20 protein-coding genes are annotated in these 21,885 nt (G+C 38.5%); 5 read left to right on the forward strand and 15 right to left on the reverse strand.

What is annotated here, in order from left to right; genetic code table 11:
* Nucleotides 1-13: 13 nt before the first annotated feature.
* The 5 genes from ACHWSC_RS09775 to ACHWSC_RS09795 form a co-directional block, all read right to left on the reverse strand.
* Nucleotides 14-1,846 carry a flavohemoglobin expression-modulating QEGLA motif protein gene (locus tag ACHWSC_RS09775; RefSeq protein WP_145331289.1) on the reverse strand — a complete coding sequence of 611 codons (1,833 nt, stop codon included), beginning with the start codon at nt 1,844-1,846 and terminating at the stop codon, nt 14-16.
* Nucleotides 1,836-2,615, reverse strand: coding sequence for an N-formylglutamate amidohydrolase (locus ACHWSC_RS09780; protein WP_394676612.1), 780 nt, complete (start codon nt 2,613-2,615; stop codon nt 1,836-1,838). Before ACHWSC_RS09780 ends, ACHWSC_RS09775 begins: the two co-directional genes overlap by 11 nt.
* Before the next feature lie 818 nt (nt 2,616-3,433).
* A complete protein-coding gene (locus ACHWSC_RS09785) occupies nt 3,434-4,720 on the reverse strand; it encodes a Glu/Leu/Phe/Val dehydrogenase dimerization domain-containing protein (protein WP_286732538.1) in 1,287 nt (428 codons plus the stop codon).
* Nucleotides 4,692-5,819 carry a 4-hydroxyphenylpyruvate dioxygenase gene (hppD, locus tag ACHWSC_RS09790; protein ID WP_088160885.1) on the reverse strand — a complete coding sequence of 376 codons (1,128 nt, stop codon included), beginning with the start codon at nt 5,817-5,819 and terminating at the stop codon, nt 4,692-4,694. The genes ACHWSC_RS09785 and hppD overlap by 29 nt, the downstream gene beginning before the upstream one ends.
* A 31-nt stretch (nt 5,820-5,850) precedes the next feature.
* Nucleotides 5,851-7,008, reverse strand: coding sequence for a homogentisate 1,2-dioxygenase (locus tag ACHWSC_RS09795; protein ID WP_394676613.1), 1,158 nt, complete (start codon nt 7,006-7,008; stop codon nt 5,851-5,853).
* 317 nt (nt 7,009-7,325) lie between these two features.
* Here ACHWSC_RS09795 and ACHWSC_RS09800 point away from each other — a divergent pair, with 317 nt between their 5' ends.
* Nucleotides 7,326-8,300, forward strand: a complete 975-nt coding sequence (locus ACHWSC_RS09800) for a fumarylacetoacetate hydrolase family protein (protein WP_394676614.1) — start codon at nt 7,326-7,328, stop codon at nt 8,298-8,300.
* A 10-nt stretch (nt 8,301-8,310) separates the two neighbouring features.
* Nucleotides 8,311-9,210 (forward strand): flavin reductase family protein, encoded by a 900-nt coding sequence (locus tag ACHWSC_RS09805; RefSeq protein WP_286732542.1) that lies wholly within the window; start codon nt 8,311-8,313, stop codon nt 9,208-9,210.
* Nucleotides 9,211-9,316: 106 nt separating this feature from the next.
* Here the strand turns inward: ACHWSC_RS09805 and ACHWSC_RS09810 are convergent, their stop codons facing one another.
* From ACHWSC_RS09810 to ACHWSC_RS09855, 10 genes are all read right to left on the reverse strand, one after another.
* Nucleotides 9,317-10,933, reverse strand: a complete 1,617-nt coding sequence (locus ACHWSC_RS09810; RefSeq protein ID WP_394676615.1) for an FAD-dependent oxidoreductase — start codon at nt 10,931-10,933, stop codon at nt 9,317-9,319.
* Nucleotides 10,911-12,428, reverse strand: a complete 1,518-nt coding sequence (locus ACHWSC_RS09815; RefSeq protein ID WP_394676616.1) for a polyamine aminopropyltransferase — start codon at nt 12,426-12,428, stop codon at nt 10,911-10,913. Before ACHWSC_RS09815 ends, ACHWSC_RS09810 begins: the two co-directional genes overlap by 23 nt.
* Nucleotides 12,421-12,639 carry a DUF350 domain-containing protein gene (locus ACHWSC_RS09820; protein ID WP_088163497.1) on the reverse strand — a complete coding sequence of 73 codons (219 nt, stop codon included), beginning with the start codon at nt 12,637-12,639 and terminating at the stop codon, nt 12,421-12,423. Before ACHWSC_RS09820 ends, ACHWSC_RS09815 begins: the two co-directional genes overlap by 8 nt.
* 13 nt (nt 12,640-12,652) lie before the next feature.
* A complete protein-coding gene (locus ACHWSC_RS09825) occupies nt 12,653-14,071 on the reverse strand; it encodes a hypothetical protein (RefSeq protein WP_394676617.1) in 1,419 nt (472 codons plus the stop codon).
* Between the two features lie 3 nt (nt 14,072-14,074).
* Nucleotides 14,075-14,434: an S-adenosylmethionine decarboxylase family protein gene (locus ACHWSC_RS09830; protein ID WP_088160879.1), complete on the reverse strand. Its 360-nt coding sequence runs from the start codon at nt 14,432-14,434 to the stop codon at nt 14,075-14,077.
* A gap of 81 nt (nt 14,435-14,515) precedes the next feature.
* A complete protein-coding gene (locus ACHWSC_RS09835) occupies nt 14,516-16,273 on the reverse strand; it encodes an aromatic amino acid hydroxylase (RefSeq protein WP_394676618.1) in 1,758 nt (585 codons plus the stop codon).
* Nucleotides 16,274-16,406: 133 nt separating this feature from the next.
* On the reverse strand, nt 16,407-17,606 hold the full coding sequence (tyrS, locus tag ACHWSC_RS09840; RefSeq protein WP_394676619.1) for a tyrosine--tRNA ligase: 1,200 nt from the start codon (nt 17,604-17,606) through the stop codon (nt 16,407-16,409).
* Between the two features lie 240 nt (nt 17,607-17,846).
* On the reverse strand, nt 17,847-18,686 hold the full coding sequence (locus tag ACHWSC_RS09845) for a hypothetical protein (RefSeq protein ID WP_317667650.1): 840 nt from the start codon (nt 18,684-18,686) through the stop codon (nt 17,847-17,849).
* Between the two features lie 228 nt (nt 18,687-18,914).
* Nucleotides 18,915-19,334, reverse strand: a complete 420-nt coding sequence (locus ACHWSC_RS09850; RefSeq protein WP_046675658.1) for an SH3 domain-containing protein — start codon at nt 19,332-19,334, stop codon at nt 18,915-18,917.
* A gap of 12 nt (nt 19,335-19,346) precedes the next feature.
* Complete coding sequence (locus ACHWSC_RS09855) at nt 19,347-19,853, reverse strand: BON domain-containing protein (protein WP_394676620.1); 507 nt, start codon at nt 19,851-19,853, stop codon at nt 19,347-19,349.
* Between the two features lie 232 nt (nt 19,854-20,085).
* Between ACHWSC_RS09855 and ACHWSC_RS09860 the strand changes: the two genes are divergently transcribed.
* The 3 genes from ACHWSC_RS09860 (at nt 20,086) to ACHWSC_RS09870 (ending at nt 21,875) form a co-directional block, all read left to right on the forward strand.
* Nucleotides 20,086-21,189 (forward strand): DUF695 domain-containing protein, encoded by a 1,104-nt coding sequence (locus tag ACHWSC_RS09860; protein ID WP_394676621.1) that lies wholly within the window; start codon nt 20,086-20,088, stop codon nt 21,187-21,189.
* A 61-nt stretch (nt 21,190-21,250) separates the two neighbouring features.
* A complete protein-coding gene (locus ACHWSC_RS09865; protein WP_394676622.1) occupies nt 21,251-21,433 on the forward strand; it encodes a hypothetical protein in 183 nt (60 codons plus the stop codon).
* A 25-nt stretch (nt 21,434-21,458) separates the two neighbouring features.
* Complete coding sequence (locus ACHWSC_RS09870; RefSeq protein WP_394676623.1) at nt 21,459-21,875, forward strand: murein L,D-transpeptidase catalytic domain-containing protein; 417 nt, start codon at nt 21,459-21,461, stop codon at nt 21,873-21,875.
* The last annotated feature ends 10 nt before the right edge of the window (nt 21,876-21,885 follow it).

Genomic DNA, 21,885 nt, shown 5'->3' on the forward strand with positions numbered 1-21,885 from the left:
ATAAAATATCTGATTACTGAATCATTTGAAATATTCCATTACTTTTTTTGAGCTGTAACAAGGCATCCTTGTATGGATCCATTAGATACCTTGGTGTCAGGACCGGGGCCTTCAAGACGCCCTTTAACATGAGTTCTTCAACGATTGGTATATAATCTTCGCGGATTTTACCCATCGTCAACAGGGATAGATCTCGCCCGCTCTTGATATAATTAGTCAATTCGATTAAACCACTCAAGTATAATGCATCTTTGGTAAGCCCACCACTTCGATAGACCCGCATCGTCATTTGAAAAGCTGTTTCGGTCAAAAATTGGTACTTATCTACCAATACTGAAAATGTATCAATAAATGAACCGCCCTGCTGCATATGATGGACAGCGATAACTCTGCCTGCCAGAATACGTAGTCTATTATTTGTCAGACCGCCCACCAAATACTCAGCAAGTACAGCGAGGCCTTCCTGAAGTTTTTCATAACCGGGAACCCCTAATCTAAAGAGACTGAACGGCTGTTGCTTCCCATTATAGTAAGTAACAATATGTGTACCGACCTCATGTTGAATCAATGCCTTTACCCTATTCCTTGGCAAACTATACTGCTTACTTATATTGAGTACGCCTTGATTCACCATCACGCCATAAATATCATCCCGTAGCCTCACTGTGGTGCCAAAGCTTGGATCTTGGTTTTTCAGATAATCCAATTCTTCCTGGGCGAGCTTAGCGAACTCTTCGGCATAGACAATATCCTCTTCTTTCGTTCTCACTTCTCGATCCGTTGTCGTAATGGTCAAAATTGCCTGAGCCTTTTCCAACAATTTTTCATTGACAGTACCAAAAACCTGCATACTGCCCAACAAAAATCCTTCTTTTCCCCGCTCACTCAACATGGTCATCATCTGATCAAGCTCCTTGCGTTTATCACGAAACAAATAAGCAATGGATGGATCAAATAAATCTTCGATATGCAAGTTATAGAGGTTTCTCTTGATAATATCTGGATCAATAGGCATGGGCCTATATCGAAAAACAGGAGTTTTTCGATAATTTCCCTTCTTAAATTGCTGCCAGGCATCATAAGAATTTGTTGGTGTAACCAATAATAAAAAATCAAATCGTTGGCTTTCCCGCGCTAATTTCTGATCAATCTCCCAAGCTAAAGGAAGCATCTTTTTAGGCTGACTTATTTTAAATGCCGTAGGTTTAGATAAGGTATGTATACGAATGAATTCAAAGAATGTTTTCGACAGACTCCTGGATATGGCTTCACGGAAATGACGCAGATCGATCGGTAAAATTTGCTGATCTACGCCTAAAAGGTATTTCGGTTTTATCTCCAGCCCCATGTAAAATATATTGGTGTTCAGATTATCCAACTGTACACTCGAAGGGGATAAACTTTGCGTTGCATTTGTTTTGGAATCTGTCAATATCTCCACTTTGGAAATCGATTCTTCTGTTGTTAGTTGCTTACCTAGATACTGAGCGATAGCTTGTACATTTTTCCGTGCAATATGAATTTGGATATCTTCCTCCTGTGCTGAATCCGCTGCCCAAGCTTCAATAATCAAACAAGCACCAAACTCTTCGACAAGTTGATTGAGGATTGGAGCGATCCATTCAGAAACATTCATCTGTGGATCTCTTACCCTAAAATAAGCTGGTTCTGATTTAACCAACTCTGCCAGCATAGGATCTTGACTAAAAAACTGTCTGTATAAAAACAGATAAGGAACAACTTGATTAAATACCAGTTTGTTTTTTGGTGGAATCTGTACGTGGAAAACCTCCTTATTTTTGATCATTTTTAAAATGCCAGCAAGTTGTTTCGCATTATCTTTCATAGGCAAAATAATTTTCCAGTGTTCCAATGCTGTGCAAGAGAAGTTGCTTATATTCCTGAAGCTTTTGCGGATATACTTCCCCAGTCCATTCGTCCATAAAGTCTTTCCGAAATTCGATAGAAAAAATACAGCCTTTATCACCAAACTTAGCATTCAAATACGCAGAAAGGAATCCGCCCTTAAACTTGACATTCTCACGTACGTCGTAAACTTGTCCATCTTTTCCAGTCTGTAGTGCTTCCAAAACCTGATCAGTCAGCGTTCGCCATTTTTTATGATTATGTTGTGTCCCAATATTGATCTGAGGGTCGGTTTCATTATTTAAACTAGTTTCAGCCCCCCCGCGACGCATATTATAACTATGAATATCATACACGATAAAATAGCCATAATGATCAATCGTGTGCTGAATCGCTTGGCTTATTTCCTCATATATGTCATCGTAGGCTGTATACAGCTGATCTTTTAGTTCATTGGGTAGATCTGTTCGCCATACCCGCATCCCCCAGGATTGCTCAGGTGTAAGATAAATAGCATCTTCTCGTTTTCGATTAAGATCCAGTTGAAACCTGGAAGTTCCAGATACAAATCGATTACAGGGTAATTCGGCCAAAATAGCCGTATAAGGATCCTCTTCGCGTAATCGTTCCTCGTCTGAAATATTTATGTAGGGCATCAAATGCGCATCGACCTGATGTCCATCATGAATGGCAAAAGCCCAAAATGGGCTATCGTAATTTTCAAATTGATAGCGATATGTTAAAGACATGTACCTTTTTTTAAACAGTTTACGTCAAATAGACAGCATTGATTGCTGACCTTTTTGTTTAGATAAACGCTTATGAGTAACAAAAGGTTTGAAAATTAACTGGATTGTCTTGAGAATTAGGGGCTCCCCCTCTTATCCGAAAAGAGGCTGTTAAAAATCGTTAAACAGCTAACGGGTTCAGTACATTGGCATCCTTCTTGAATATTATTTTGTAGTTTCATAAATTTAGGTTAATAATTTAGTTAGTTTATAAAAAACCTGTTAGTCCCCGCTAACAGGTTTTTTATTTCCCCTAAAAAGAAAACAAAATAAATAGTAGTACATTTTATTGAAAATCAATAGCCAATAGTCAAAAAATGTTAAAAAGTAAAAAAAACTCCAATCAGTTGAAACATTTCTTGAACTTACTACGTTATATAGGTACTTTTCATAAATTTAGGTTAATAATTGGTTAGGAAAACTCCTGTTGCTCCCCGCTTCGGGAGTTTTTGTTTATCAGTACTTTAAGAAAAATAAAAAACAAAAAATTTCATCAAGAGGACCAGTATTTGAAAACTACAGGATGAAATTTGTTTTTAGTCTACCCCGTTTTGATCTTTCAACAAAACTTCAAAAAAATCAAATTTCAGGCAGAAATTTTAATAACAAAAAAATGACAATATGTTCATGCTAAGAAAATAAGTTTTGGCATAGGTATTGCACTGTTTTAAGCATTCATAAATTTAGGTTAATAATTGGTTAGTTAAAACACTTGAAGTTCCCCGCTTCAAGTGTTTTTTTTATAGCGTTATAGCAGAAGTAAATTAGAGTTTAGCCTCTTATTGTTCGTTACCGGTTTCCACCAACTGTTTTAATGCAATTTCATATGCTCTCGATGATATATGTGTCTTTTTAGAAGAAACGGTCCTAATTTTCTTTAATGCTTCAAAAATCACACTGGAAACATCCGAAAAAATTGCGTCATCACTAATTTCGATATTACGTTGCATTAAATAAGCAAATACTCTCGCCATACCACAATTCGCAATAAAGTCTGGTATGACCGCAACATGCTGATCTGCGAACTCCATAACAGGCCCATAAAATATTTCTTGATCTGCAAATGGTACATTGGCACCTGAAGCGATCACCTCAAGCCCATGATTTACCATGTGCTGGATCTGATCTTTTGACACTAGGCGGGAGGCCGCAGCAGGCACAAAAATATCCGTTTCCAGGCTCCATATTTCTTTTTGTATCTGATCAAAGGGAATCAGATCCGGAGAACAAAGCTCATTGCCTTTTCGCTCTAAAAACAAACGGGTAATATCTTCCTCTCCAAATCCTTCCGGATTGATCAGTCCGCCGACTCGATCAATTATACCAACTATTTTTACACCAAGTTTAGACAGATAAAATGCCGCTGCGGCAGCAACATTACCCCAACCTTGAATTACCGCTCGCTTTCCAAAGCAATTTTCGTCAAAAAGTTCATAATAATGACGAATTGACTCTGACACGCCATATCCCGTGATCATATCTGCCACTTTGTACTTGCGCTTCAGATCCGGGCTGTAGGAGCTATCTTCCAATACTTTGGAAACCCCATAACGCAATTGTCCAATTTGATGAATACGATTGCTTTCATTCACCTTAAAGTGACCATTCAAAATACCTTCTTGAGGATGCCATAGTCCATATTCTTCCGTCAACGGGATTACATCATGAATTTCATCGATATTCAAATCTCCACCTGTCCCATAATAGTTTTTCAATAGCGGTGTGACAACCTTAAACCAACGTTCTAAGACTTCATTTTTCCTTGGGTCACGTGGGTCGAAATCAATTCCAGATTTTGCTCCCCCTATTGCAGGGCCCGATACCGTAAATTTGACCTCCATTGTTTTTGCTAAGGATTCTACCTCATGCCTATCCAATCCAGCCCGCATTCGGGTGCCCCCGCCAGCTGCACCTCCACGTAAAGAATTGATAACAATCCATCCTCTAGCATCAGTTTCACTATCTTTCCATTCGAAAACAATTTCCGGACTTTTATGCTCAAAAGCCCGCAATAATTCCTTCATCCCTTTCATATTTCTATAAGTTTCCTCGGCGTTCTTGTTCACGTTCTATTGCTTCAAAAAGAGCCTTAAAATTTCCTGCGCCAAAACTTTGTGCCCCCTTACGTTGGATGATTTCATAAAATAAAGTTGGTCTATCTTCTACCGGTTTTGTAAAAATTTGCAGCAAATAACCTTCTTCATCACGATCAACTAGAATACCCAGTTCTTGGATGATCCGTATCTCTTCATCAATTTTTCCAACTCGTTCGGGCAACATATCGTAATATGCTTCGGGAGGAGCACCCAAAAATTCTACTCCCCTTGCTTTAAGTTCCCGCACGGTGGCCACAATATCTTTGGTTGCTAGAGCCGCATGCTGAACACCTTCACCCTCATAAAATTCAAGGTATTCTTCTATCTGCGATTTTTTCTTTCCTTCGGCAGGCTCATTAATTGGAAACTTAACAAAGCCATTTCCATTGCTCATCACTTTACTCATCAAAGCCGAATATTCTGTATTAATTTGCTTGTCATCAAAAGATAAAATATTGACAAACCCCATCACATCCTGGTACCATTTTACAGTTTCATTCATCTTATTCCAGCCAACATTACCCACACAATGATCAACATAAAGCAGTCCAGTTTCCGTTGGATTGTAATCGCTTTCCCATTTTTCATATCCTGGCATAAATGGACCAGCATAATTGCGGCGTTCAACAAACATGTGAACTGTTTCGCCATAGGTATAAATGCCTGCTGTCCAAACTTCTCCATTTTCATCCTTCAGAAGTTGTGGTTCCTGATAGACTTTCGCTCCCCTATTTGTTGTTTCTTCAAATGATTTTCGTGCATCATCTACCCAAAGCGCCAATATTTTGACACCATCACCATGTTTTTTAACATGTTCTGTTATAGGGTGGTCAGATTTCAACGCTGTGGTAAGCACTAAACGTATTTTATTTTGTTTTAACACGTAGGATACCCGATCTCGAACGCCTGTTTCCGGTCCGGCATACGCATCCGACTGGAAACCAAAAGCTGTTTTGTAATAATGTGCGGCCTGTTTGGCATTGCCAACATAAAATTCAATATAATCTGTGCCATTAATAGGTAGAAAATCTTGCGCTTGGGCAATCTTTTCTGCAAATGTATTTGCCATAATTTATATAAAGGTTATTCTTTTATTTTTCCTAACTCATCCAAGATTTATAATAATCTGGATCTTCTATATCGAGTGCTTCTTGGGTTAACATCAGTGGTCGAAAAGGATCGATCATCACGGCCAACTCCTCGGTTTTCACTTGCCCAATGCTTTTTTCCACCGTCCCTGGATGAGGTCCATGCGGTATACCACCTGGATGTAACGTTATCTGTCCCCTTTCCACGGATTTTCGACTCATAAAATCGCCATCCACATAATATAGGACTTCATCTGAATCTACATTACTATGGTTATATGGTGCTGGAATCGAATGAGGATGGTAATCATACATACGAGGGCAAAAACTGCATAAGACAAAATTGTCTGTTTCAAAGGTCTGGTGAACGGGTGGCGGTTGATGCAATTTACCTGTTATCGGCATGAAATCATGAATCGAAAATGCCCATGGAAAATGATAGCCATCCCAACCAACAAAATCAAATGGATGGCTCCCATAAACATACGGATAAATCATCCCTTGCTTCTTGATCTTCACTTCAAAGTCACCCAGTTCATCAAAAGTTTCCAAATTTTGAGGTACCCGAATGTTCCGCTCAAAAAAGGGCGCATGTTCCATCAATTGACCAAATTCATTGCGATAACGTTTGGGCGTACGTACGGGAGAGAATGATTCAACAATAAACAGTCGATTATCTTCCTGTTCAAATTCCATTTGATAAATCGTTCCTCGGGGGATTACCAAATAATCTCCATACTTGAAGGGGATACTCCCATATCCAGTCTTGAGTTTCCCCATCCCCTGATGGATGAAGACAATCTCATCTGCCTGGCTATTTTTATAAAAATAGTCATCCATCGACCGACGGGGAGCTGCTAAGGATATATGTAAGTCCTGATTAACCAACACAGGTGTCCTGCTTTCGAGGTAGTCATCTTTTGCCTGTACCTGAAATCCCTTTAGACTGGTATGTTTAAGATGTTTGTCGCGGGCAATCCGGGGAGACACATCATAAGGCTCTCTTATTTGTTTAACGAGTGTGGGTGGATGACAATGGTACACTAAGGAATAAAGACTGGAAAAACCATGTGTGGATACTAATTCCTCGGCATAAAGCGTGTTATCGGGCTTTCTAAAAACAGTATGTCGCTGCATTGGAATTTGCCCTTGTTTAACATAAAATGGCATAATTCTACGATTTAAACGGTTATAAAATTAAATGAATATCCAAATTGCCAATAGAACTATCGGCAAGTAGTAAAAGAGAAGATTAGTATTGTGCAAAAACGATATCAGCTATGATTGCTTTATTAAAAGCAACATAGGGCATGGAGGACGCAAAGCGATGTACACCACGATTGATCATTTTTTATAGTTTATAATGCTTTAATAAAGGTAAGAATATTTTTCTATTTTCAAGAGAAGAAATATTTTTTTCAAATCTTATACAATATATTTGTGTCGAATGCTAACAACATTGAATAACCAAATAGAACACTTCATATATGAGAATTGTCACTAGCACTAAAAATGGTCAACAAGAATTGGGCATTGTTATAGACGACCGCTTTTATAGTTGCTCAGTCATCGATCAAAACCTTCCCACAACGATGTCGGACTTCCTCAATGGTGGCGAAGAGACCATGAATCAGCTACAAATCTTTGAAACAGCTTTGCGTCAAGGAGCTATGAACAGGCCCTATCGTCTACTAGACGATATCCAACTCATCGCCCCCGTGCCACAGCCAACATCTTTTCGTGATGCTTACGCTTTTCGACAGCATGTCGCAACCTCGAGAAGAAACCGCGGATTAGATATGATCCCTGAATTTGATGAATTTCCCGTTTTTTATTTCTCCAACCATCAGTCCATACAGGGACCTGGTCCCGTTCAATGCATGCCCTTACATTTAAATCAACTGGATTTCGAACTAGAAATTGCAATAGTCATCAACAAACCAGGAATCAATATCCCCGCTGCTCAGGCGGATGAGTATATTGCTGGCTATATGATTATGAATGATTTTAGTGCCAGAAAACTCCAAATGGAGGAAATGAAATTGAGTTTGGGCCCTGCCAAGGGCAAAGATTTTGCAACAGCAATTGGACCTTACTTGGTGACAAAGGATGAATTGGAACCTTATAAGGTTCAACCTGCAGCAGGACATATTGGCGACTGTTATGAGCTCAATATGACTTGTAAAGTAAACGGCACGCAAGTCTCAGCGGGTAATTTTGCGAGTATGCACTGGACTTTTGCAGAAATTATTGAACGTGTTTCCTATGGTGTACAAATTTCCCCTGGTGATATAATCGGTTCTGGGACAGTCGGAACAGGCTGCTTTCTTGAGCTCAATGGTACAGCACGCATAGCGGATCCTAATCATAAAGACCAATGGCTCGACCTTGGCGATGAGATTGAACTAGAAATCACGGCGCTCGGAAAACTTTCCAATTCTATTGTATTATACCATTCATAAATCTACGGATATGACCTCTTCCTTTGAAACCATCACCTTTGAATCTGTTAAAGACAAAGCTATTATAGATAATTTAATTAAGTATGCTGTTGCACCGCGGCCAATTTGCTTTGCAAGCACGATCGATAGCAATGGAAACATAAATTTAAGCCCCTTCAGCTATTTTAACCTGATGTCCCATCAGCCGCCAATCTGTGTTTTTTCTCCCTTGCGACGCATGCGTGATGGTAGTACCAAACATACATTGGATAATATACAGGAGGTTAATGAAGTTGTCATCAATATTGTTAACTACGATATGGTCCAGCAACAATCACTTGCCAGTACCGAATATGGCAAGGAAATAAATGAATTTGATAAGTCGGGTTTTACGCCCATTCCCTCTATTCGAGTCGCACCACCTCGTGTAGCCGAATCCCCAGTCCAGCTGGAATGTCGGGTCAGAGAGGTTATCGCATTAAGCGATGAGCCAGGAGCTGGAAATCTCGTTATCGCCGAGATCCTCTATATGCATGTCCATAAACACGTGTTGGGCAAGAACAATACCATTCAACAAAAAGATTTGGATCTGGTAGCCCGGCTCGGTGGTGATTGGTATTGTCGTGTAACCGACGAAAACTTATTTATTGTCCCGAAGCCCCTCCGTAGCCTGGGAATTGGCATAGACCAACTTCCAGAAAAAATTAGATTTTCGAATGTATTAACCGGAAATCACCTGGGGTTGCTGGCTAATGTAGAAACACGACCAACATTAAAAGACCCGCAGCAAGAAGATAAGTACTTCAACTATCTGAAGCTAAACTTTGAAGACAGCCCATCAAAGTTCACACAAAAAATTCACGAATATGCTGCCCAACTATTAGATGCGGGCAAACTTCATGAAGCCTGGCAAATTTTATTAAGGGGCTAGTATTAAAGTATCTTAGCATATAAATCTCTTTCACTTTCCTTGTGCTGCACTAAGTATATGGAAAGTGAAAACTTAACCAGACCGTTAGCTTTGTAACAACGCGCACTTAGCTAAGATCGGCAATCAGCTGATCTACGGCATCTAAACCTTGATAAAAAGCTTCCTCAAAAATCGAAATACCGCTTAAATCGGAGTGTGCAAAGTATACTTTGTCCCCAATCGATTTTGCTAGTTCAGTACGCGCTTGTGAAGTCAAAAATCCCTTGACTGGGCTAATCATACCATGCCCATGTCTAAATATTTCCATACTAATAATCTCCTTCTCTATTCCATAGTGAGCTTTTTCAAGATCAGTTAAAATAAAGCTCTTCCATTGTTGATCCGTCCAAGCAAATAACTGCTTTCGATTTTGTTTTAAATCGCCATCTCCTAAACTGTGATAATAACTAATTACAAATGGACTATTGAATTGCTTTAAGCTTTGATGCTGATCGTAAACGTATCCTAAACCATGCCCCTTATAGATGATATTCTCCCAAGAAAGAGGTACACCATCAGCAAAAGGAAAGCGACGCAAGACAATAGTGGCTACAATCCAGGGCGCATAATGAAATTCCCTAGTTATTGAAGTTCTATTCGGTAACAAATACTGATTGACGAATTGGGGACAGCAATTTATAATACGGTCTGCTTTTATAACTTTCGTAATTGCTTTAGCTACGTCATATACAGAAACTTCTACTTTCTCGGCTTTGAAGTCAATCCGAAAGGCCATATTCTTATTCAAGACTTTTCCTTTGACATATTTTTTGAGATGAGAGGCCAGCCGCCCATTTCCCTCTTGCCAAGTCAACACCAGATCCTGATAGTCGTCCCAATCGTGTTTGCGACTTGCAAAATAATGTATCCCTGCAAATGCAGAAGTACACTTTATTCCAGTACCATAGTCATCTCGGCAACAATAATTTACATATTCTAGAAGAGCTTCGGTATGATATCCCTGACTTTTCAGCCAAGATAGCATATCCTGCCCGTCAAGAACTGTTCGATCATGGGTCTGTGAAGCATTACGCATGGGAATATCAAATACATATTTACCATCGGCGCCTTTCAACTTTTTGAAATCTTGCATTTGCCGAAAGAACCGCGCAAGTTCTGCGGATTCAGCATCCGAAATCCCATAGCTGGGTACAATTCCCTCCTGCCATACATTATGAATAAACAGTCTTTCATGCGGTGCAAACGAAAGCTGTTCTTCATCAAAAATGGGCTTGCCTGTGCTAGTCCATTCTTTTATAATTCCCGATTCTTCCAAAAATTGAAGCAGTTCCCTATTGGAGGAATTGGGAATAGGAAGATAATGTGCGCCCAAAGGATAAGCACTATGTGCATTCTGACCATTCCGGGCATTTCCTCCAACCTCATCTTCTAAATCCAAAAGGATGAAATCAGAATAGCCCTTCTGTTGTAGACGGTAAGCAGCTGAAAGCCCCGCTATGCCGCCACCCACAATCAGGATGGGTACTTCTATTACTTCGGTCGAAGCGGGGAAATCCGGAAATCGAAGCCGGTGCCCCAAAATATGATTGGTTCCTGTTAGCTGCAGAAAAATATGGTTCACTTTCGTTCGACAGGCCTGTAAAAATTGAACACCGAGTGCCAATAAAACTGTCGCTTTGAGAAATCCTCGCCTGGATTGATTAGATTTTACCCCATTCCTCATCAAAATACCGCACTAAAATTTGATTATCCAATCGATTTATTTCTACCTTTTCCGTTGTACGCATATCAGCTGGAAAATTTGTCAATTCTTCAAACTTATAATTATAATAACGAACTTTATCTACACGGCGACGTAATTGAGTAAAGCGTTGCTGCATATTCATAGAGAATAAACAAAAACCCCATTCTCCAAATGACGGTACATAAGTATGGTAGGCAATATTATTCGGAAAAACCGAACCGATGGTCTCATGTATACACCAATAAGATTTGGGAGCGAAATAGGGCGAAGTTGTCTGTACCGAGACCATGGTGTTATCTGTCATTAGAGCTGCCAAAGTTTGATAGAAGCTGTTGGTGAACAATTTCCCTAAACTATAATTAGAAGGATCTGGAAAATCAATAATCATGACATCATATTTATCCTTTGCAGACTTGGCCCATATAAAAGCATCCTGATTGATGACAGTTACCCGAGGATCGTTTAGCGAACCTTGATTATACCGAACCAACAGCTCATTCGTCTTAAATAATCTTGTCATTCCTTCATCTAAATCGACCAACGTTACCTTTTTTACTTCAGGATATTTTAAGATTTCCCTTACAGCAAGCCCATCCCCTCCTCCAAAAACTAAAACATTGGAAACATCTTTAGCCATGGACATGGCTGGATGCACCAATACTTCATGATAACGATATTCATCTTTCGTGTTAAATTGTAGATTATTGTTTAGGAACAACTGATAATCACCTCTATTTTCTGTCAAGACTATACGCTGATAGGGCGTAGAATGTTTGTAAATAATATTATTCCCATATAATTGGCTTTCGGAATACTGCAACAGATCATCTGAATAAAAAAAAACTATGGATAGCAATACCAAACAAGAAACAGATTTCATCTTTATCCAAATTGGATTTTTCAATTTTTTTGAAAGGTAGAACGATAAAAATACACCAACCAAGATATTGATAATACCAAAAAATAACGATGTCCCCATAACGCCAAGCTTTGGGATAAGCAGTATAGGAAATAAAACCGAAGCGATCAAAGCTCCAATGTAATCGAAGGCAAAAACATTGGAAACTAAATCTCTAAACTGTATTCTATCCTTCAAAATATTCATCAGCAGCGGGATTTCCATTCCACAGAGGCAGCCTGTCAGAAACACGAAGAAATAGAGCACAAACTGAAAATGTTCGATCTGATGGAACATCAAAAACAAAACGACAGAACTGCAACCACCAATAAGTCCGATCATCAATTCAATATCGATAAATCGATCAAATAAATTTTTGGTAATATACTTTGCCAAAAACGATCCCACCCCCATTGAAAACAGGTAAGTACCAATTATAAATGAAAACTGCTTAACAGAATCCCCTAATAGGTAGCTCGCCAATGCGCCAGCAACCAACTCATAGATCAGACCACAAGTAGCAATGATAAACACTGCCAATAAAAGAAATATGGGCAGATTATTTCTCTTACCCATGTATTGCTGCAGCTATAATTATAGATATCCCTAAAATAAATGCAGCAAAAACAATCGCCAAAGCCATATTTTTGTTCTGTACAATTTCCTGCCAGGATTTTTCCGGGGTTAAACGCTCAATAACCCAATAAGCCAACAACAATACAGCTATCCCTACAATTGAGTAGATTAATGAAGCTGCTACTCCTTTATAAAATAATTCGTAATTCATGTTTATATTGTTTTTATTTATGACCAGAACCGTCTTCATCATAGTATGATCGGTAGTAATGCCCTCTAGAACCCGTATAGGTATGATCCTCCAATGTATTTGTGCTGATTGTTGTTTTACAACTGGTCGACGAATTAACAAGGACTGTTATTACAATAAATGCGGCAACAAAAATGAACAAAACAAACCCTAAACCTCTGAATTTTAAAATATTAAAAAGATTTACGTGATCAAGTTTTATAAAAAAATCTTTATTTTTTAATTCTGAGGACCAATACCGATAGACCCACAATAAAATAATCGCTCCTACCAAAAAGGAGATGATAAGAAGGTAGCTTGTACCTCCATAGGTTAATTTATAATCCTCAGAGAGCTCAACATCAAGCGCCATATCTCGGGAAGCATTGGATAACGACGTTACAAAAACAAGATGATAGATACCAGGCTCCACACGACAAAAATCTACGGTCAATCCTCGCGCATAATTAATATCATTATCTTCATGTACAAAAGAATTTGTTTGGATCACCGCATTTGTTTTTTCATTTACCAGCTTAATCTCCAGAAAAAGAGGATAATTTTTAGCTTCAGATATACCTTCAAGCAGCAATGTTTTTGAAACCTCTCCTTTTAGTTCAAAAGACGTCCCTATAAATTCGCTACTGGCTTTCTTTACCTTAAACGTTTCATCAAAAGTATAGACATCACTTCCGATCTGTTTAAAATTTAATGCAAGAAAGATGGATGCGATTAATAAGACCAAAATAACCCCAAGTTTCTCAAACTTTCGCCCTACAAGGTCACTTGTGAATTTATAATCTTTATAAAAATCAAATAGACTAAAGTATGACTTCTCGTCAATATAAGAACCTTGATAGTATTCGATATCATCGTCTATAAACTCCTCTGAAATAAAACGATCTTCATCTATCGTTCGAATATAGGTCTTGACAGTAGATTCAGCATCTAAATCTTCAAACACAAAACCTTCGGCATAGATGACGCGCTGGCGATCTGTATATGTTAAATCATAATTTCCTCTCTCGAATTTACAAACGCTATCGGGGGTAACGATCACCTTTTTCTTGGAAATAGCATGTAGAACACTTGTGTAATCAACACCATCGGCTAAATAAATCGGATTTTTATTACCATTATTTAATCCTACATATTCATTGCCATAAGCCCCTGTTGTCGTAAGTCTAAGAATTTTGGTTATAATCCTATAATTCATCCGTTTAAATTGAATGGATTCATTCAATTTAGCCCATTGCAAGATTTTGGGGACTTCAAACTTTTTGACAAACGTCAGCGTCGCCAGTGTTGTTCCTTTAAAATAACTATGGCAGTTGACACATACAAAACCAGAGAAATCAGATACATCCACAATAAATTTATGAACATGGCCACAGTCAGGACAAACAACTTCCATATACTATCTATCTACGACTGTTTCGTTAATAACAATGGCATTAAAATAGTCCTTGAAAAGACTGCCTAATCGAAAGACTTTATCACTATTATCTTTCAGATAGTTGCACAAATAAATATCCAATGTGAGTTGTCCAAACTCAGGCCACGTATGGATACATATATGTGATTCCATTAAACAAATTGCAGCTGTAAATCCTCCCCCCTGAAAAGTATGCGTCGAAGTGCCAACAATGTTTAAATGATTGACCTTAATCTGATCTTTCGTAAACTCCAAAAATGGATCCAAACTAGTTAATAACAATACGTCCTCAACTTGCAAAGTCAAAAGCAAGTGTCTCCCTGGAGTATACTTATCATTCATCAAAAATAATGCGGTTAATTTTGTTTCCGCAAATATAGAAAGTTTTACATGATTTACGATAATAATCCACGATCATCTAACCTAATGGTTATTTAAATCTTCCTCCTTAGCAACACGTAATCCATCATCAATCAGTTTTTTCAAATTTGGATATAGGATAATAAATTCCAAGAGCCTCTGTTCGGCCTGCGTAGTTAATTCCCCTCCATCATTAGCCCGGGCAATTTCAAATAATTCAACCAAACCTAACCAATGATCTGCAATTTCCGGTCCCAATTGATTGAAAATCTCCAGCCATACTTTCTGATCAAAACCGTTGTCCCGCAAATTCCGTATCGCAGCATGACAATTCACTAGTTTTACATCTTCCGTTTCGGTAGGTATTGTAGATAGATCCTGATCCAAATGCTCTTCCAGCGCATCATAGGCATCTTTATCTGCAGCGCCTGCAAATACAGATACTATTTCCGCTCCGACAGCCATATCGTATGTTCCCCATTCAGGTTTAAAATACACCTCTTCCCTATCGCTACGGTATACCTCACATCCTATAAATGAAATCAAAACAATCTTGCCAAATTGACGTACAATCTTTTGAACAATTCCCGATACAATAATCCCTGAAGCAAAGTTTAACGAACACTGCTGCCCTTCCACTATACCATATTGAATCAATGTTGCTTCATCAAAATCGGCTAAGTTATGATCTGCACCGCGCAAGTGTCCTACTGGAGAGCCAAACCCTTCGCTATGATAAATTATACCGTGACCTTCAAGCTGTTTACCTGCTACAGCCAAAGCTGTAGGTCCTTGTGTTTGAATATATGAGAGATTTTTATCCGCGTTGGCCAACTTAAAAACACCCGACACCTGCAAACCGGAACTATATTCCACAGTGCAAACAGCTTTACAGTCTATTGCCTTGTCAAGGCTCTGTTTGCCCCCTACGCGAAAAGCCATGGTATCAGCAAATTTATCCAATACGAGCTTTAGGTGTTCAAAATCCGGTGTAACAAATAGCTGCGGTTGTGGTTTGGTAATATCATAAGGATATTCGATTGCATTTAAACCATACGCCAACTTAGGCACATCTTCCTGCATGCAGCTTGCGCTTTCTCCAATGGAAGACAGTAAACCAGCTCCATAAATTTTGGGGTTATGAAGATCTCCAATAAGTCCGTATTCCACAGTCCACCAATGCAACCTGCTCAACAATGCCATCTCCGAAGGCTCGCCCATATTATCTTGAATGATCTGCAAATTTTTCTCTGCTTCCGCCAACTCAGCCGCCGTTGTTGTAGCGTGTTCTTTTAAAATAGATAGGTGGCGAATAGCTTCGTAGAGTTCAAAATCTTTGCCCGAAGAAAGTGCTTTCGTACCAACCTCCCCAAAGTACTGCAAATATGTAGCATAATCTGGCTCACCGATTATAGGTGCATGTCCTGAAGATTCGTGAATAATATCTGGTGCCGGTGTATATTCGATATGTTCCAATTGACGTATGTCTGCAGCAATAACTAGTACGCGGTGCGCCTGAAATTCCATAAAAGCAGCCGGCGGAATAAATCCATCCACAGTCACAGCCCCCCAACCAATTAATTTTAGACTATCGTTCATGTCCTGTAGGTTCGGGATGGTCGCGATGGATAATCCTGCTTTCTTCAATCCCGGAATATAAGGGTAATAGGCTACATCTTTCAAAAAAGAATAATTCTGACGCATGACATAACGCCACAATGCTTGATCCAGCGCGGTGTAACGTTCATATCGTTGGGCTACTACATAGCGTTTCAAATGTTTGGGCAACCGCTCCAAAACAATGTTATTATATGTTTCCATCTATAATTGGTATGAAAATAAAGTATGAGACTCCTATATGAAGGTAGAAATTATTTATGGTTTAAGAAAGGACCACGATGTTATTTTACTACTTTTAGCAAAACATTAAAAAAGTATACCCTCACAAACCTTACTAGATAACTCTAAAATAAGCCCTTTTACCTAATTTAATTTTAAAACAAGTATTCAAATCAAGCATCAGCTCCGGATTCAGCTGTTTTATTGAATCGATCTGCACTGCACCGCCTATAATCAATCTTCGCATCGCCGACTTTGTTGTCCCCCTTAGGAAATGACATAGATCGACCAGTTTAATCTGTTCACCAAACTGTTCACGCAATATTTGACCCGACACCTCCTCAAAAGCCTTTTCTTCTAATTTCTTGCTCTGAAATTGCTTCACAAAAAAATCAACCGCACTGGCCGCAAACTCTTCGCCATGGTATTGAGCAACTAGATTATGTGCAATAAGTTTCTTAATTTCCATTGGATTTTCGCCCATTTCAATACGGGTCTTCATGCCAAGTTTGGTTTCCTGATTGAAATCAGTTGTCAAGTCAATATATTCTGGAATTAAATGATCAGGAATAGACATGGTTTTACCAAACATTTCATTCGGTTCATCCAAAAGACCGATCGTATTGTTTAATGATTTGCTCATTTTTTCTTTTCCGTCCAGCCCGCGCAACAAGGGCATACACAGTACTATTTGTGGATCCTGTCCAAAAGATTCCTGTAGCTGCCGGCCCATCGCGCAATTAAACAGTTGGTCCGTTCCCCCCATTTCAATATCACTATTGACATGTACAGAGTCAAAGCCCTGCAATATCGGGTAAAGCAATTCATGCATGGCTATTGATTGGTTTTCGTTAAAACGCTTATTAAAATCATGCCGCTGCATCAATTGAGCGACAGTTACTTTCGATACCAGCTGGATAACTTCTGTAAAATTTAGTTGATCCAACCAGTCTCCATTAAAAACAACTTTCGCTTTTGATACATCAATAATTTTAGACAACTGCGCAATGTAAGTTGCCGCATTGTGCGCTATCGCATCCTGGCATAAAGGTTTACGGGCTTTATTTTTTCCCGTAGGATCACCGATCCGAGCTGTAAAACTACCAACGAGGATCACGACTTCGTGCCCCAGCTGCTGAAACTGGCGCAGCTTCTTTAACACTACAGCGTGCCCTAAATGGAGATCCGGTGCTGTTGGATCAAAACCAAGTTTTATAATCAATGGTCGATTCTTTTCTTCAGCCTCCTTCAACTTCGATGCAAGCCCCTCCTTCGGTAAAATAATTTCGATATTTTCTTCTAACTCTTTTAACATGATGTTATATAAAATAAAAAAAGCCCGAACGTTATGTTCGGGCTTAGCTATAAATAATAATTTGAATTTCTTAATTTAATAGGCATAGGGGTCCCGAACGATTATCGGGCGATAATAATTAAAGAAAAATGGAAGACGCAATATGTTGTTCATTTTCTTCATTGCTTGACAAAGGTAGTGCTATATTTTTAAAATGCAAAAATATTGGCATCCATCCTTGATTCGATATGCATTTTTAAATTATCCGCCAGTATTTTTGTTTATCAATTTTCCGGCTCCATTATAAACATACTTTTCTGTATTCCCTTTATCCTTTTTCTCCACGACCTTTTGCACTAACAATGAATTCTTAAAATACTCATGGTAAAAGCAATTATTAAGGTTATATTTCCGCTCAACGAGATTATTATTCTGATACAGATCAGTGTAATCAATTTTAGCTTTCCGATAGGTATGTTTTAGTAATTGACCATTGGTATCAAATGACTTTGATTCCTGTATCTGCCCACCACAATTCAATTTGGCGCTGTACATTAAGGTATTGTCTAATCGATAGTCAGCTCGGGTATGGTCAAAATCATTTTCAACCGTATAGTAATTATCAAAGAAGACTTTTGTCACTTTTTTACCACTATTTGCAGCTCGGTAGAATACCGTTTTTTCTTGACTGATTTTCCCATTCTTAAAATTACGCTGCACACTTGAACTATCCGTTATGGTGTATTGAAAGTCTGGCAATGCAGCAGATTTCACAGTCATTTGCTGCAATACACCATGTCTTACGATAACATCACCGGTACGCCCATCTTTTTCAATTTTAAAATCACCATCGACAATGCCATCCTGATTAATCGTAATAAATGCATTGGAAAGTCCCATAAATTGATTCTTTTGCAGAATATATTTTCCCTGTTTCAACTTCGTTTCTTTACCTTTTTCAAGTACCCGGATTGTATCCTTTGGATATTCCGACAAATGCAATTGATAACGATCTTTGTCCAAGCGAACATACTCTTGCGCAACTCCCAACTGAACAGCTAAACACAAGCATAATAATAGGATAAAACGTGATTTCGACATAATGTAATAAAATTGTTGCAATCATAGTAATACAATTATTACACCAAAAATTAAAGTACAGTTGATTTTCCAAACAATTCCCCAATACAATAAATGCTGTAGTACCTTCATATTGCAGAACAGACAAGCTTAATCGTGAAATGAAAAAAGGGGAGTTATTTATCCATAACTCCCCTTTTTTCAAAGCCAATTGGTACCGGTACCCATCATGCGAATAACATTCGAGAACTAAACAGACTCTAAATATTGTGCATAACAATACCCTTCTTCATTATCTTTGGTTCTGACTAACCACCATTGATCATTAGCCTTACTAATCAATGTGATGATTTCTCCTTTAGCAGCTTTTCCCACGATAGGCTGGTCTGTACCAGGGCCTTTTCGAATGTTCAAATTGCTATTTTCTGTTATAACTTTCACCTGGCTTCCGGGCACTTCCGTTGCCACATCTACATTTAAGACCACATCTCCGGTTTGGAAATTAGGATCTATATTACCGTAGATTTCCCAGAGCTTATTTTTCACATCTGCTGTTGGTGCTGTACCACGAATTTGCAATACTCCATCCATTTCGGCGTAGTTCAGGTCATTTACACCTGAAGATTGTGCCGTATCTAAAAGAACCTTATATTTTTCCTGCAATGACATAATTTCACTATTTTATTTTTTGACAGCAATACCGCTTAGATCCACTTTTTTTGGATTTAAGTTATCCAAACCTTGTTTTAAGGTGATTATCTTAGGCTGCTCCAAAGTACCTGTAACAGCGATCACACCGTCCTTTACACTTGCCTGTACCGTAGGAAAATCCTTCATAAACGTATTCACTGCTGCTCCAAGCACCGCATCATTATTGGATACCTCAATAGGAGCTGGAGTCGACGATACTGGGGCGCTAACGATAATATTGTTTTGAATAGACTTGATGTCCTTATCGCCTGCTGTTTTAGCAATAGACTCCACTTGTTGCTTTTCTTCTTCGGAAGCAACCGTGCCACTTAAGATAACTTCCCCTTTTTTAACGTCGACGTCCACGGTTTTACGACCGGTAAGTGCATTTTCGATCTTTTCTTCCAACTTCTCATCAGATAAACCTGATTTGCAAGCCGTAAAGGAAAGCACAACTGTAGTTGCCAATAGACAAAATGTTAATTTGCTAAATTTCATAAGACCAATTTTAATTTATAATTCAACAATAATCCTAACAAACTCCATACGCAATTGTTTGTCCAATTATTTTTAAACTTAAATTCCCTTGCCGGATTATAATTATATAATTAAATTTAGGAACAGAGGTATTCATGATTGCTTCATTCGGATCATTTAATCCTTTGTGGTTATAAAAACGTTTTAAGTAACAGATACGCACTTTGATGATTCAATCAAACAGCTATTAATTATGGGATTTTTGAACAATATTTTTGGTAAAAAAGAAAATAAAAAGGACAATATAGGGGATTTTTGGGATTGGTTTACAAAAAACGAACAGGCATTTTTTCAAATCGTCAAGACTGGAGAACAAATTGATCAGAATTTTTTCAGCAAACTTTCGCCGAAGATCGATGCTCTTCGTAAGGAACTGTATTTCTTAACGGGAATGTACGATGATGATACTGCAGAACTTGTAGTTACCCCAGATGGTGTCATCAAAAACGTTGCGTTCGTGGAACATCTGATTGCTTCTGCTCCAGCATTAGCACATTGGAAATTTACTGCATTAAAACCCGCTATTGCGGATATGGAAAAATTCAAAATCACGATGTATGGATTCACTTTTGACATCAAGGATATGTTTTTTTACCCCATTCAACATAAATACCATCCGGATGAAGTCGATATTGTTATTGTTCACCCCGATTTTACGGAAGAGAACAAAGCCAATATTTCCCATGGGATAGAAATATTTCTCGACAATTACATTGGTGAATTGAACTCGATCATAGCCATAGACAACTTGAATGTCACCTCAAAAGAGCTTGCAACAGAAGAGCTGATTCCTCTACTTAAATTAAAAGACTATTTGATCTGGCGGGAAAAGGAATTTGTGGAAAAATATACCGACGTTAGACACCGGGCCGCAGATGACACATACACTGCTTTTGAGGGTATCCTGGAGAACGACCTACCTATCTTTGCCATCATCAATACGACGTTATTAGACTGGGATGGAAAAGCTTCTCACCCTTGGATAGTTACATTAAAGATTAATTATGACGGAACAGCAACCAATGGTATGCCCGATCAGGAGACTTACGATTTAATGGATAAATTTGAAGAAGAATTAATGGACAGTCTTCCAAATGATATTGGATTTCTTAATATCGGAAGAGAAACTGCCGATAACCTCAGGGAAATTTACTTGGCTTGTACAGAATTCCGAAAAGCCTCACGAACGATTGATCGATTAATCGAAGAATACAAGGACAACCTCCAAATTGATTATAGCATCTACAAAGATAAATACTGGAAAACCTTCGAACGATTTTATAAACAAATAGAATAGGTCTCTCGAACAGCAGACATAAGTTTCAATAAAAGTACTTTATGAAATATACTTTATTTACATGAATAAAATCATTCTCGTGGTTATTATCCTCGGAATTGGCCTTATCACATACAAAACCATTCAAAAAAACACGCTTTTAGCCGTTGTTGATAAGGAAGAAAATACTCCTTCAGACGCCTTTCGCTATACGAAGGCAATAAAGAACGTAAAAAAAACGCATCATAAACAACAAAAAGTATAATAGTGACATATCCTTTCTTTTGGATATGAAAAGACCCTCGGGAAGAAATCGTTTTTTTGTCGTAGATCTAAAAACAGATCGGATTCTAGATCAAGGGCTAGTGGCGCATGGATCCGGCTCCGAAACCGGAAAAAAGAATCTTTTGCAATTTAGCAATACAGATAACTCCCATGCGACATCGCTAGGTAGTTACGCTATTGGCAGCTCGTATAACGGTAAATTTGGAAAAGCATATAAATTATATGGCTTAGATAGCTCCAATAGCAATGCATATGCTAGAAACATCGTTCTACACAAATATGACCGCATGCCTTACGATGAACAAGTAGATCCAATATGTCTCAGTGAAGGCTGTCCTATGGTAAACGTCGAATTCTACAAAAGACTACAGAACCTGATTGAATCCTCGAAGAAACAAATCGTCTTACATATTTATTATTGATCACCTTTAT

The organism is uncultured Sphingobacterium sp., from assembly GCF_964277905.1.
GTDB classification, from domain to species: Bacteria; Bacteroidota; Bacteroidia; order Sphingobacteriales; family Sphingobacteriaceae; genus Sphingobacterium; species Sphingobacterium siyangense.

Bases quoted from the DNA above. Each gene is read 5' to 3' on its own strand.
- ACHWSC_RS09775 (WP_145331289.1), bottom strand. From the start codon at position 1,846: ATGAAAGATAATGCGAAACAACTTGCTGGCATTTTAAAAATGATCAAA.
- ACHWSC_RS09780 (WP_394676612.1), bottom strand. From the start codon at position 2,615: ATGTCTTTAACATATCGCTATCAATTTGAAAATTACGATAGCCCATTT.
- hppD (WP_088160885.1), bottom strand. From the start codon at position 5,819: ATGGCAAATACATTTGCAGAAAAGATTGCCCAAGCGCAAGATTTTCTA.
- ACHWSC_RS09795 (WP_394676613.1), bottom strand. From the start codon at position 7,008: ATGCCATTTTATGTTAAACAAGGGCAAATTCCAATGCAGCGACATACT.
- ACHWSC_RS09800 (WP_394676614.1), top strand. From the start codon at position 7,326: ATGAGAATTGTCACTAGCACTAAAAATGGTCAACAAGAATTGGGCATT.
- ACHWSC_RS09805 (WP_286732542.1), top strand. From the start codon at position 8,311: ATGACCTCTTCCTTTGAAACCATCACCTTTGAATCTGTTAAAGACAAA.
- ACHWSC_RS09810 (WP_394676615.1), bottom strand. From the start codon at position 10,933: ATGAGGAATGGGGTAAAATCTAATCAATCCAGGCGAGGATTTCTCAAA.
- ACHWSC_RS09815 (WP_394676616.1), bottom strand. From the start codon at position 12,428: ATGGGTAAGAGAAATAATCTGCCCATATTTCTTTTATTGGCAGTGTTT.
- ACHWSC_RS09820 (WP_088163497.1), bottom strand. From the start codon at position 12,639: ATGAATTACGAATTATTTTATAAAGGAGTAGCAGCTTCATTAATCTAC.
- ACHWSC_RS09825 (WP_394676617.1), bottom strand. From the start codon at position 14,071: ATGGAAGTTGTTTGTCCTGACTGTGGCCATGTTCATAAATTTATTGTG.
- ACHWSC_RS09830 (WP_088160879.1), bottom strand. From the start codon at position 14,434: ATGAATGATAAGTATACTCCAGGGAGACACTTGCTTTTGACTTTGCAA.
- ACHWSC_RS09835 (WP_394676618.1), bottom strand. From the start codon at position 16,273: ATGGAAACATATAATAACATTGTTTTGGAGCGGTTGCCCAAACATTTG.
- tyrS (WP_394676619.1), bottom strand. From the start codon at position 17,606: ATGTTAAAAGAGTTAGAAGAAAATATCGAAATTATTTTACCGAAGGAG.
- ACHWSC_RS09845 (WP_317667650.1), bottom strand. From the start codon at position 18,686: ATGTCGAAATCACGTTTTATCCTATTATTATGCTTGTGTTTAGCTGTT.
- ACHWSC_RS09850 (WP_046675658.1), bottom strand. From the start codon at position 19,334: ATGTCATTGCAGGAAAAATATAAGGTTCTTTTAGATACGGCACAATCT.
- ACHWSC_RS09855 (WP_394676620.1), bottom strand. From the start codon at position 19,853: ATGAAATTTAGCAAATTAACATTTTGTCTATTGGCAACTACAGTTGTG.
- ACHWSC_RS09860 (WP_394676621.1), top strand. From the start codon at position 20,086: ATGGGATTTTTGAACAATATTTTTGGTAAAAAAGAAAATAAAAAGGAC.
- ACHWSC_RS09865 (WP_394676622.1), top strand. From the start codon at position 21,251: ATGAATAAAATCATTCTCGTGGTTATTATCCTCGGAATTGGCCTTATC.
- ACHWSC_RS09870 (WP_394676623.1), top strand. From the start codon at position 21,459: ATGAAAAGACCCTCGGGAAGAAATCGTTTTTTTGTCGTAGATCTAAAA.